At 48.4% G+C, this 12,569-nt stretch carries 9 protein-coding genes; 2 read left to right on the top strand and 7 right to left on the bottom strand.

Going from position 1 to position 12,569, the window contains the following annotated elements:
• Positions 1 to 77 precede the first annotated feature (77 nt).
• The 4 genes from trmD to ffh form a co-directional block, all read right to left on the bottom strand.
• Positions 78 to 821 carry a tRNA (guanosine(37)-N1)-methyltransferase TrmD gene (gene trmD, locus P8H32_RS00630; RefSeq protein WP_297292857.1) on the bottom strand — a complete coding sequence of 248 codons (744 nt, stop codon included), beginning with the start codon at positions 819 to 821 and terminating at the stop codon, positions 78 to 80.
• An 89-nt stretch (positions 822 to 910) separates the two neighbouring features.
• Positions 911 to 1,450 (bottom strand): ribosome maturation factor RimM, encoded by a 540-nt coding sequence (gene rimM / locus P8H32_RS00625; RefSeq protein WP_297292858.1) that lies wholly within the window; start codon positions 1,448 to 1,450, stop codon positions 911 to 913.
• A 25-nt stretch (positions 1,451 to 1,475) separates the two neighbouring features.
• Entirely contained in the window at positions 1,476 to 1,724 is a 249-nt protein-coding gene (rpsP, locus tag P8H32_RS00620) for a 30S ribosomal protein S16 (RefSeq protein WP_297292859.1), read from the bottom strand.
• Between the two features lie 265 nt (positions 1,725 to 1,989).
• A complete protein-coding gene (gene ffh / locus P8H32_RS00615; protein ID WP_301088194.1) occupies positions 1,990 to 3,363 on the bottom strand; it encodes a signal recognition particle protein in 1,374 nt (457 codons plus the stop codon).
• Positions 3,364 to 3,504: 141 nt separating this feature from the next.
• On the opposite strand from ffh, the gene P8H32_RS00610 reads away from it, so the two are divergent.
• Both P8H32_RS00610 and P8H32_RS00605 read left to right on the top strand, forming a co-directional pair.
• A complete protein-coding gene (locus tag P8H32_RS00610; protein ID WP_297292861.1) occupies positions 3,505 to 4,299 on the top strand; it encodes an inner membrane protein YpjD in 795 nt (264 codons plus the stop codon).
• A gap of 66 nt (positions 4,300 to 4,365) precedes the next feature.
• A complete protein-coding gene (locus tag P8H32_RS00605; protein WP_301088193.1) occupies positions 4,366 to 5,652 on the top strand; it encodes an HlyC/CorC family transporter in 1,287 nt (428 codons plus the stop codon).
• Positions 5,653 to 5,703: 51 nt separating this feature from the next.
• Here P8H32_RS00605 and secF read toward each other — a convergent pair whose 3' ends face one another.
• The 3 genes from secF to purL all read right to left on the bottom strand — a co-directional run bounded on the left by secF (position 5,704) and on the right by purL (position 12,535).
• Entirely contained in the window at positions 5,704 to 6,642 is a 939-nt protein-coding gene (gene secF / locus P8H32_RS00600) for a protein translocase subunit SecF (RefSeq protein ID WP_297292863.1), read from the bottom strand.
• 41 nt (positions 6,643 to 6,683) lie between these two features.
• Complete coding sequence (secD, locus tag P8H32_RS00595; RefSeq protein WP_297292864.1) at positions 6,684 to 8,549, bottom strand: protein translocase subunit SecD; 1,866 nt, start codon at positions 8,547 to 8,549, stop codon at positions 6,684 to 6,686.
• Positions 8,550 to 8,644: 95 nt separating this feature from the next.
• Positions 8,645 to 12,535, bottom strand: coding sequence for a phosphoribosylformylglycinamidine synthase (gene purL / locus P8H32_RS00590; protein WP_301088192.1), 3,891 nt, complete (start codon positions 12,533 to 12,535; stop codon positions 8,645 to 8,647).
• Positions 12,536 to 12,569: the final 34 nt, after the last annotated feature.

Here is a 12,569-nt window from a genome sequence, read left to right as displayed (position 1 = left end):
AGCCAGTATGTACTCTGTACTTATAGGCTTTGATCAACCTACATTGGTCCAGATGATTAAATGTTATCAGCGGCCATCTACTGCTTATCTAACTCAGCAATAAACTCTGCCAATAATGCTTTTTCTTCGGCATTGAGCTCGCGGTTATCAATTAACTCGCGGCGTCTTTGCCAAGTTCGCCCTAACGCTTGTTTTAAGCGCCAGCGACGAATTTTTTCGTGATCTCCGCTCATTAGTACCTCGGGTACTGGCCGGCCTTCAAAGTCTTCAGGCCTGGTGTAATGCGGACAATCCAATAAACCTTCGGCAAATGAATCTTCCTGCGCCGATTGATCATGGCCTAATGCACCGGGTATTTGCCTGACCACCGTATCGATCAAGACCATGGCTGCTAATTCGCCGCCACTCAGTACATAGTCACCAATAGACCATTCTTCGTCGATTTCCGTTTCGACTAAACGCTGGTCGATACCTTCGTAGCGACCAGCGACTAAAATCAAATGCTCCCGGCTGGCTAGCTCTTCAACACCGGCCTGGTCCAGTTGGCGACCTTGGGGAGACAGATAAATCACTGTGGTCTCTGACCCAAGTTTTTCCTTTGCGGCTTTTATCGCGCCCCGCAAAGGCTCAACCTTCATTACCATCCCCGGGCCACCGCCGTAGGGACGATCATCAACAGTACGATGCTTGTCCTCGGTAAAGTCGCGAGGGTTCCAATGCTGTACTGTGACTAAATCCTGTTTAACAGCTCGACCACTAATGCCATGGTCGGTAATGGCTGCAAACATCTCAGGAAACAGAGTGATAACACCAATTTGCACCAGCCTGCTCCCTCTACTAACAACGTCATTCCCGCAAAGGCGGGAACCCAGCACTGTAGATTCCCGCCTTCGCGGGAATGACAGCAGCGTTAAAATTCAGCATCCCAGTCAATCCGAATCAACCCCGCCTCTATATCAACGGTTTGAATCACCTGATCCGGTATCCAGGGAATCAAGCGCTCGCGCTTATCGATACTGCCCTGGCACTTTCTAACCACCAACACATCATTAGCGCCGGTTTCCATCATTTGCTTAACTTCCCCTAGCAGTTGTTCACCACCCTGTTCATTGGTGGTAAACACTTTTAGGCCGTTAAGCTGGTGCCAGTAAAAATCACCTTTGGCTAATACCGGCATCTCAGACACCGGGATAGCAATGTCTCGCTGACAATAACCGCGAGCCACCTCACGATCATTAACGCCTTCGATTAAGGCCACCAGACCTTTGCCGTGGCGTTTTGCCGCCTCAAAATCTATGGGTTCCCACTGGTCACCCTTATCGAGGTAGCAAGACTTATAGCCCATCAAATTTTCCATGGGCTGGGTATAGGAGTGAATTTTGACCCAGCCTTTAATACCGTAAACCGACGTAATCTTACCGATTACGACAAGCTCGCAGGCCTCAGTCATCACCCTGGCTCAATAGCTAACGCTATTAAGCTGCTGCTTTAGATTGAGCAACCAGGTTAGCAACACGCTCAGACAACTGAGCACCTTTGCTTACCCAGTAATCGATACGCTCTTGATCAACACGCAGACGCTCTTCAGAACCGCTGGCGATTGGGTTAAAGATACCCACACGCTCAATAAAACGACCATCGCGCGATGTGCGGCTGTCACTAACATTCAAGTGATAAAATGGGCGCTTCTTAGAGCCACCACGAGATAAACGAATAGTTACCATTACACTATATTTCCTAACAATTAGGCTCTGCCTGCTGGCCAGAGCTTGAAAAATTTATACCCGTTGCACTCAGATCTTCGTACTGTCTTAGTGCACAACAGGAGACCGAGGGACAATAGGTCCCCCGGAAAGGCGCGGTATTCTACGACATAGCCCTTCGATTTGGAACCATTTAAGGAAGTTTTTTAACCCTGTTTCAGGTACTTAGCCACAGTATCTGGTGTTTTAGCAGTAATGCGCACCCAAATACCACAACAGCTACGGATTACTGGCCCGGAAAGCCACCGCCACCGGGGGGCATCATACCTTGCAGGCCACGCATCATATTGGCCATACCGCCCTTAGACTTCATTTTCTTCATCATTTTGGCCATCTGCTTATGCTGCTTTAGCAGGCGGTTAAGATCCTGGATTTCAGTACCGGAGCCCTGGGTAATGCGACGTTTGCGAGAGCCATTCAGCACATCAGGGTTGCGACGCTCCCTTGGAGTCATTGAATTAATCAAAGCTTCCATGCGGGTAAAGGCTTTATTATCGATCTGGGATTGAGCCATCTGGGCCATATTGCCCATGCCCGGAAGTTTATCCAGCATATCGCCAATGCCACCCATATTTTGCATTTGCTGCAGTTGGTCACGGAGATCTTCAAGGTCAAACTTCTTACCCTTTTTAATCTTCTTAGCCAGCTTCTCGGCTTTTTTGCGATCCAGCTTTTGCTCGGCTTCTTCAATCAGCGACAGCATATCGCCCATACCCAAAATACGGGAGGCGACACGATCGGGGTGGAAAGGGTCAAGGGCATCGGTTTTTTCACCCATACCCATAAATTTAATCGGCTTGCCGGTAATATGACGTACCGATAAGGCGGCACCACCGCGGCTATCTGCATCCGCCTTGGTTAGCACCACACCGGTTAATGGCAAGGCATCGTTAAAGGCTTTGGCGGTGTTGGCCGCATCCTGACCGGTCATGGCATCCACCACAAACAGGGTTTCAGCTGGCGTAATAGCAGCGTGTAGCTGCTTAATCTCGGTCATCATTTCTTCGTCAATGGCTAAACGACCGGCGGTATCCACAATAAGCACATCGGCAAACTGTAGTTTGGCCTCAGCGATAGCACCGTTGACGATATCAATGGGTTTTTGTTCGATAGTCGATGGGTAGAAAATAGCTTCAACTTCTTCAGCCAGTGTTTCCAGCTGTTTAATTGCCGCCGGGCGGTAGACGTCGGCACTGACGACCATCACCTTTTTCTTTTCTTTTTCCTTCAGGAAGCGGGCCAGCTTGGCTACCGAAGTGGTTTTACCGGCACCTTGCAGGCCAGCCATCAATACCACCGCTGGTGGCTGGGTTGAGAGATTGAGGCTCTCATTAGCTTTGCCCATTAAGGCTTCCAGTTCGTCGTTAACAATCTTGACGAACATCTGGCCGGGGCTCAGGCTTTTGCTAACTTCCTGCCCTACTGCACGCACCTTGATGGCCTCGATAAAATCTTTAACTACCGGCAGGGCAACATCCGCTTCCAGCAAAGCCATTCGCACTTCACGCAGAGTGTCTTTAATATTGTCTTCCGTCAGACGCGCCTGACCAGTAATACTTTTCAGGGAATGAGATAGACGATCTGTTAGGTTCTCGAACATAATGCGGTGATTCTCTGGCGACGACTTGTATTGAATTAGTGTAAACTGGCAAAGTATAACCGAGCTGGTAGCTCGAACCAACATGCTCAACTGAAATGTTCAACAGAATATGCCCTACGGATAAGACCCGAAACGATAACGATGATTACTGCCGCCAACATCATAGCTATTTGCCTTTATCTGCTTGCAGCAGGGCTACAGGCTGCTTACCTATTAAACAAAACCAAACAACCAAAGACCTCCGTATTACTGGGAATTGGTATTGTTGCAGTGCTGGCCCATTCCTATAGTGCGGTTGATATCATTTACTATGACCAACAAATAGACCTGGGGTTTTTCCGGGTATCCTCGCTAATATTTTGCTGTATTGCCGCTATTAACCTGATCAGTATTTTGCGTCGCCCAACCAGTAACTTATTGGTGGCACTATTTCCATTGGCCGCCCTTTCTATTGTTGTTTCAAGCCTGTCTTCACCGATGCGCGGTATTTCAGTGGCCTCACCTGGCTTGCTTAGCCATATCCTGATTTCTATTTTGGCCTATAGCCTAATGACGATTGCCACCATTCAGGCGATTGCACTGGCCCTGCAGGAACGCCACCTTAAAGGTCATCATATGGGGGGCATTTTAAAAGCATTGCCGCCACTGCAAACGATGGAGCAAATCCTGTTCGAGCTGATTTGGATAGGCATGGGGCTACTAACACTGTCACTGATAACCGGCTTTATCTTTATCGACGACCTGTTCGCCCAGCACCTGGCCCATAAAACCTTTTTCAGTATTTTGGCCTGGGTGATTTTTGCTATCTTGCTATGGGGAAGGCACCAGTTAGGCTGGCGCAGCCAGACAGCGGCACGCTGGACCTTTGGTGGCTTTGCAGCGTTGATGCTGGCTTACTATGGCAGCAAATTTGTGCTGGAACTGATTCTTCCCTAGCGGTTGCTTCTATTTCTGTTTTTCTTCAAGATAAGCGGCCCTGAATAATATAAGGAACACCACTCGTTGAACGAGTTATCCCTGGAAGTACTCTTCGCCATCCTGGCGGTACTACTACTACTTTCTGCCTTCTTCTCCAGCACCGAAACTGGCATGATGTCACTCAACCGTTACCGGCTGAAACACCTACGCAAGAAAGGCCATAAAGGTGCTCGCCGCGCCTCCCGTTTATTAAAACGCCCCGACCGTTTAATTAGTCTGATTTTAATTGGTAACAACCTGGTTAACTTTATTGCCGCCTCTTTGTTTACGGTGATTGTGATTCGCCTTTGGGGTGAAGCCGCTTCCGTGGTCATTGGTCCTATTATTTTAACTCTGGTGTTTTTAATCTTTGCCGAGATCACCCCCAAAACTATCGCAGCTTTTTATCCTGAAAAAATTGCCTTCCCCGCCAGCGCTGTATTGGTTCCGTTATTAAAAATTCTGTATCCGCTGGTTTGGTTTATTAACAACATCACCAACAACCTGCTAAAACTTGCTGGCATTGATACCAGAAAGCAAAACGAAGACAACATTAGCCAGGATGAGCTACGTACTATTGTAGGTGATGCCGGTCCACATATTCCTCAGCGTCACCAGGGTATGTTGCTTAATATTCTCGACCTTGAACAAGCCACGGTTGAAGATATTATGATCCCCCGCAACGAAGTCGTCGGGATTGATCTTGATGATAATGACGAAACCCTGCTGGAACAGTTACGCTCTATTGAGTTTACGCGTATCCCGGTGTTTGAAGACAATATCAATAATGTGATTGGTATTTTCCACCAACGCAATGTCAGCCGTGTGATTGATGAGCAAGGTAATATCGACCGCAGCAGTTTAATGAATCAAATTCGCGAACCTTATTTCACCCCTGAAGCAACGCCGTTGCATACACAGCTGGTAAACTTTCAGCAGGCCCAACGTCGCCTGGGTATCGTGGTAGACGAATATGGTGTTGTTCAGGGTGTAGTGGCGCTGGAAGATATTTTGGAAGAAATTGTCGGCGAGTTTACTTCTAATATGACCGACCAGATCAGGGATATTCACGCCCAACAAGATGGCTCTTTTATTATCCACGGCACAGCCACGATCCGCGATATCAACAAAGGCCTGGACTGGGAACTGCCCGCCGATGGTCCCAAAACTTTAAATGGTTTATTGCTGGAGCAATTGGAATCATTTCCTGATGGTTCGGCCTGTGTGGCAATTGAGAATTACTATTTTGAGATTCTTGAGATCAAGGAAAACATTGCTACTACGGTTAGGTCAGTAAAAGGTGAAGCGGCGGTTGATGAGGGTGACGAGTAAAATTAAAACACGTCATTCCCACGAAGGCGGGAATGACGATGGGGGTGGAGGTTAGGGCATATCGTCGATTTCTGCCCCTTCCTTAACAGGTATCACCAAATCTTCCTTGGAAATCCCCATAACCAAAAGAATATTGGCCGCCACATAAATCGATGAGTAGGTTCCCACCAACACACCAATAATTAATGCGATGGCAAAGCCGTGAATCAACTCACCACCGTAGCTAAACAGGGCGATCAGTACTAACAAAGTTGTTACAGATGTTACCAGGGTACGAGCAAGGGTTTCTGTTAGCGATGTATCAATCACCTTCTCTGCGTCAGCTTTACGAATTTTACGGAAGTTCTCTCTAATACGATCCGATACCACAATAGTATCGTTAAGCGAATAACCAATTACAGCCAATACCGCCGCCAATACCGTTAAGTCAAAGTCCAACTGCAGTATGGAAAAAATCCCCAGCACAATAATTACATCGTGCGCCAAAGCCGACACCGCACCTACCGAAAACTTAAACTGGAAGCGGAAGGCGATATAAACCATTACCATACCCAGCGCCATTAACATCGCCAGACCGCCCTGCTCTTTTAATTCGTCACCCACTTGCGGGCCCACAAATTCAATACGACGCAAATCAATAGTGCCGTCAAAATCCTGCTGCAGTACAGCCACCAATTCTGCCCCTAACTTGTCACTATAGCCTTCTGGCAAACGCACCAGGATATCGGTCTCGGAACCAAAGTGAACCACTACCGCATTGTTATAACCCGCTTCAGCAATGGTATTACGGATATTAGTCAGTGGCTCAACTTTGCTATAGCCTACTTCAACTAAAGTACCACCGGTAAAATCCAAACCAAAATTTAACCCCTTAGTGGCCAATGAGCCCAGCGATACAAGCAACAGCACCAGCGAAAAAACCATCGCCAATTTCCGCTGCCCCATAAAAGGAATAATTTTCTGCGTTACTGTTTCTTGTTGTTCTGACATAAAACTTTTCGCCTCAGCGACTATTAATACGTTTTAAATAATTAGATAGATAATTTTTTAACTTTACGACCGCCATACACCAGGTTGATCATCGCTCTTGAAACCACAATTGCAGTAAACATTGAGGTGATAATCCCCAGGGATAATGTCACTGCAAAACCACGCACAGGACCTGCACCTACCGCATATAAAATAACGGCAACTAACAGCGTAGTAATATTGGCATCCATAATGGTGACAAAGGCTCGATCATAACCTGCACTAATTGCCTGCTGCGGCGATATGCGGTTTTTCAATTCCTCGCGAATACGCGCAAAAATCAATACATTGGCATCCACTGCCATGCCAACGGTCAATACAATACCGGCAATACCCGGCAGAGTTAATGTCGCTGACAAGATCGACATTAAGGCAATCAATAACACCAGGTTAAAGCTCAAACCGGCAACCGCCACCACGCCAAACAGACGGTAGTAAATCATCATAAAGACAGCCACCAGTGCCAAACCAATCTGCACCGAGATAACACCTAGCTGAATATTTTCCGCCCCCAAAGAAGGACCCACTGTACGCTCTTCAACAAAATCGATAGGCGCAGCCAGGGCACCCGCACGCAATAGCAAGGCAAGTTCTGCCGCTTCTGCAGGGTTATCAAGACCGGTAATCCTGAACTGCACACCCAGGGCATCCTGAATAGTCGCCAGGCTAATAATTTTCTTTTCATCAAACGGGACTTTGATCGCAATCTCTTCTCCCGCATCATTTATTTCATAACGGGTGCGACTCTTGCGCTCAATAAATAATACGCCCAAACGACGCTGGATATTATGCCGGGTCACGCGGTGCATCATGGCACCGCCCTCACTATCCAGGGTAATATTAACCTGCGGCTGACTGCTTTGGGCATCAAAACCGGCTGAGGCACTGGCAACTCGCTCACCGGTGATTACCACATCACGCTCAAGAAAGGCGCTGCCTATTCGGTTTTGATCACGAAATTCAAATTCTTCCTTGGCAGAACTGGCTGCATCAAACTTGGCCTCAAGACGAAATTCCATATTCGCTGTCTTGCCAAGAATACGTTTTGCTTCAGCAGTGTCCTGGATACCAGGCAACTCAACCACAATACGGTTGCGGCCCTGTCGCTGTACCAAAGGTTCAGAAACTCCTAACTCGTTAACACGATTACGCAGGGTAATTAAGTTCTGGTCCACGGCGTAATCTTCGATCTCTTTAACCTTGGCGGGAGAGATATCCAGATAAAGAAAGAAACTGCCTTCATTATCTTCAGCCTGGCGCTGCAACTCGCTATACTCGCTACGGATTTTGCTACTGGCCTGGTCACGCAAATCTTCGGTCTTAAATTTGCCGCGAATACGGCCATCGTCTTGCAGGCGAATAAAACCGCGAATTTTATCTTCACGGAGTACGCGCTTAATACCATTGGTATAGTTAACCATACGTTTATTAATAGCAGCAGCGGTGTCGACCTCTAACAGAAAGTGTACCCCGCCACTCAAATCAAGACCCAGTTTCATTGGCTGGGCACCCCAATCAGCCAACCAGTCTGGCGTGGTTGAGGCCAGATTCAAGGCTACGATATAACCGTCACCCATCGCTCGCTGGATGACTTTCTGGGCAGGCAGTTGCAGCTCGCGGTCTTTTAAACGGATTAAGGCATTGCTACCTTTTGCGTTAACTTCGCCGCCAAAGAATTCAATATTCGCCTCCGTTAACGCCTTGGAAGCAATCTTTAAAGCCTTCTCATCAATCACCATAGCACTGCTCTCACCGGAGATTTGCACAGCGGGGTCAGGAGCATACAAATTCGGGGCGGCATAGAAAAAACCAAAGCCGACTATCAGCAGGATAAGTAGGTATTTCCACAGAGGATATTGATTTAGCATAGGGGTTCCATAAATAGGGCGATCTGTCGCCGTTACATCTTGCTCAATGTTCTTTTGTTATTGTTCACTTGTAGTATTCAAAACAAGCACTGATTCTAATCTACCCACACCCGTCCATTACGGAACAGACGCATCCAGGCACCATCTTCTTCCCATTCACCGGGCTGCCATGAGTTCTGCACCGCACGGAATACGCGCTCCGGGTGCGGCATCATAATGGTCACACGGCCATCATCGCTGCTAACAGCACTCACCCCCATTGGCGAACCGTTAGGGTTGGCCGGATATTGTTCAGTCACCGCCAGATGATTATCCACATAACGCATGGCTATGGCACCACTATCCACCAGCGCCTGCTGATGAGCGGCATCGGCAAATTCCGCACGCCCCTCACCATGAGCCACAGCAACCGGCATATGCGAACCCGCCATGCCCTGTAATAAGATAGACGGGGTCTGTTCAATTTTAACCAAAGCCACACGGGCCTCAAACTGCTCGGATAAATTGCGCACAAAACGTGGCCAATGGTCAGCACCCGGGATCAGTGATTTCAAGTTAGACATCATCTGGCAACCATTACAGACACCGAGACTAAAGGTATCTTGTCGATGGAAAAACTGCTGGAACTGATCTTTAGCGCGGTTATTAAACAAAATAGTCTTGGACCAACCTTCGCCGGCACCCAGGACATCACCGTAGGAGAAACCACCACAGGCAGCCAAACCTTTAAACTGATCCAGCTCAACCCGGCCTGTGAGAATATCACTCATATGAACATCGACAGCTTCAAAACCGGCACGATCAAAAGCAGCCGCCATTTCCAGCTGGCCATTAACACCCTGCTCCCTGAGTATTGCTGCTTTAGGGCGCGAACCTTTGGCAATAAAAGGCGCCGCTATATCTTCATTTTGATCAAAGCTTAAATGGGTGGATAAACCGGGGTTGTCCGCTAACAAACCATCAAACTCTTGCTGGGCACAATCTGGGTTATCCCGAAGCGATTGAATGCGAAAACTAGTTTCACTCCATAGGCGCTGATAGTAGCTGCGATCATTGTCGATCAATAGGTTGTCGCCAGTACTAATACGGATTTTGTCATCACCATTCGTTGAGCCAATGGCATGTACAGCTTCAGTCAAACCCGCATCGGCAAACACGTTAAGCACGGCATCTTTATCCGCCGTTTTAATTTGCAAGGCTGCGCCTAATTCTTCGTTAAATAAAGCGGCGACTGGATCATCACCCAAGGCGGTAATATCAATATCGATACCGCAATGCCCCGCAAAAGCCATTTCTGCCAGTGTTGCCAGTAAACCGCCATCGGAGCGGTCGTGGTAGGCCAACAATAAATCGGCTTCTAACAATTGCTGTATAGCATTAAAGAAACCCTTTAACTGTTCCGCACTATCAACATCCGCTGCTTCATTACCAATCTGGTTATAAACCTGCGCCAGGCAGCTGGCGCCTAAACGATTTTTACCAAGCCCGAGATCGATCAACAGAATATCAGTATCACCCTGGTCGGTATGCAACTGCGGCGTTACTGTTTTACGGACATCTAATACGGGAGAGAACGCGGTAATAATCAGCGACATAGGAGAAGTCACCGACTTCTCTTTGCCTTTATCTTCCCAGGCTGTGCGCATAGACATAGAGTCTTTACCCACCGGGATGGTCATACCGAGTTCTGGACACAACTCCATACCAACGGCTTTAACCGTGTCATAAAGGGCTTCATCTTCACCGGGGTGACCTGCGGCACACATCCAGTTTGCTGATAATTTAATATCGGATAAGGAGCCAATACGTGTAGCCGCAATATTGGTAATCGCCTCACCAATAGCCATTCGACCCGAAGCAGGACTATTGATCAATGCCATTGGGGTACGCTCACCCATCGCCATCGCTTCGCCGGCATTACTATCAAAAGCCACGGTGGTTACTGCACAATCTGCAACGGGCACCTGCCAGGGGCCAACCATTTGATCGCGGGCAACCATACCGGTAATCGAACGGTCACCAATAGTAATTAAAAAGTTTTTGCTGGCGACAGTGGGCAATTGCAAGATACGCTCGGCGGCATCATTCACATCAATTCTTGCAGTGCTAAAGCCGGGCTTGTCATAACGGCTGCGCTCAATCTCGCGATGCATCTTTGGCGGCTTGCCAAACAAAATAGACATCGGTAAATCAACGGGATTGTTGTCAAAATAACTGTCACCCACTCTTAGGTGATGTTCATCAGTGGCTTCACCGACTACGGCATAAGGGCAGCGCTCACGCTCACAGATAGCTTCAAACACGGCCAAATCTTCTGGCTTAACCGCCATCACATAGCGCTCCTGGGATTCGTTACACCAGATAGCCAAGGGTGACATGCTCTGCTCATCATTAGGCACATTACGTAATTCAAAAGTACCGCCACGGTTACCATCTTTTACCAACTCGGGAAAAGCGTTAGATAAACCACCGGCACCCACATCGTGAATAAAGGCGATGGGGTTGTTATCGGCCATAGCCCAACAGCGGTCTATGACTTCCTGGCAGCGGCGCTCAATTTCAGGGTTTTGGCGTTGTACGGAGGCAAAGTCCAGATCTTCGCTGGAGCTACCAGAGGCCATACTGGAAGCAGCACCGCCCCCCAGACCAATCAACATGGCAGGGCCACCGAGGGCAATCAGTTTACAGCCCGCATCAAATTCAGGCTTATCCACATGCTCAGCTTTGATATTGCCGTAACCACCGGCAATCATAATGGGTTTGTGGTAACCACGGCGCTCAATGCCCGCTGGGCCATTGACAGTTTCTTCATAGGTACGGAAGTAGCCATTGAGGTTGGGGCGACCAAACTCATTATTAAATGCGGCGCCGCCAATGGGGCCTTCCAACATAATATCCAGCGCGGTCACAATGCGGTCAGGCTTGCCGTAATTTAATTCCCAGGGCTGTTGGTAACCATCAATCTGGAGGTTAGAAACCGAGAAGCCGGTTAAACCTACTTTGGGTTTGGAACCACGACCTACTGCACCCTCATCACGAATCTCACCACCGGAGCCGGTGCCTGCGCCGGGAAACGGTGCAATGGCTGTGGGGTGATTATGCGTTTCTACCTTCATCAACAGGTGAATATCTTCCTGGTGGTAGCTATAGGTATGGGAGCCCGGGTCAGGATAAAAACGGCCCGCATGGCTGCCTGCAACAACGGCGGCGTTATCGGAATAAGCCGAGAGTACATTCTCGCCACCCAACTCATTGGTGTTTCTGATCATTTTAAACAGCGAGTGGTCCTGCTCTTCACCGTCGATGGTCCAGCTGGCATTAAAGATTTTATGCCTGCAATGCTCTGAGTTGGCCTGGGCAAACATCATCAACTCGACATCGGTTGGGTTTCGGCCCAACTCGGTAAAGCTGTCGACTAAATAATCAATTTCATCATCCGCCAACGCCAAACCTAAATTGATATTGGCCTCAGCCAGCGCCTCGGTGCCACCGGCAATCACATCAACCGATGTCATAGGCGTAGGGTCATCGTGGGTAAACAGCACCTCAACATCATCAAGGCTGTGCATCACCACCTCGACCATACGGTCATGAACCTGGGCCGAGACGGTTTGCAATTGCTCATCAGACAAGGCTGGCTCTGCTTTGATGTAATAAGCAACACCACGCTCAATCCGGGTAATTTGTTCCAGCCCGGCATTATGGGCAATATCGGTAGCCTTGCTGGACCAGGGGGAAATCGTTCCGGGGCGAGGAACCACCAGCAACATTTGACCATCGGTACTGACAGCCTCGGCCTTTGGGCCATAATGCAGTAATTGGGCTAACACATTTTGTTGTTCATCATTCAGGGAAGAGCTGGCATCAGTAAAGTGCACAAACTCTGCACTCAGGCTATTTAAACCGGGAACAGAAGACTTCAGGGTATCCAGGAGTTTTTGAATACGAAAACCGGATAGAGCGGGTGCGCCACGATTAATCAACATTTTACGTGAAGGCCTTTGTCAGCAAGTGATGGAA

This window comes from Oceanicoccus sp. (assembly GCF_029238675.1).
GTDB lineage: Bacteria > Pseudomonadota > Gammaproteobacteria > Pseudomonadales > Dasaniaceae > Oceanicoccus.
Note: the sequence above shows the minus strand (reverse complement) of the source record. Positions and strands in the feature narration are given on the sequence as shown.

Coding starts and splice junctions, on each gene's coding strand:
- secD (WP_297292864.1), bottom strand. CDS start 8,549: ATGCTAAATCAATATCCTCTGTGGAAATACCTACTTATCCTGCTGATA.
- ffh (WP_301088194.1), bottom strand. CDS start 3,363: ATGTTCGAGAACCTAACAGATCGTCTATCTCATTCCCTGAAAAGTATT.
- rimM (WP_297292858.1), bottom strand. CDS start 1,450: ATGACTGAGGCCTGCGAGCTTGTCGTAATCGGTAAGATTACGTCGGTT.
- purL (WP_301088192.1), bottom strand. CDS start 12,535: ATGTTGATTAATCGTGGCGCACCCGCTCTATCCGGTTTTCGTATTCAA.
- secF (WP_297292863.1), bottom strand. CDS start 6,642: ATGTCAGAACAACAAGAAACAGTAACGCAGAAAATTATTCCTTTTATG.
- P8H32_RS00610 (WP_297292861.1), top strand. CDS start 3,505: ATGATTACTGCCGCCAACATCATAGCTATTTGCCTTTATCTGCTTGCA.
- rpsP (WP_297292859.1), bottom strand. CDS start 1,724: ATGGTAACTATTCGTTTATCTCGTGGTGGCTCTAAGAAGCGCCCATTT.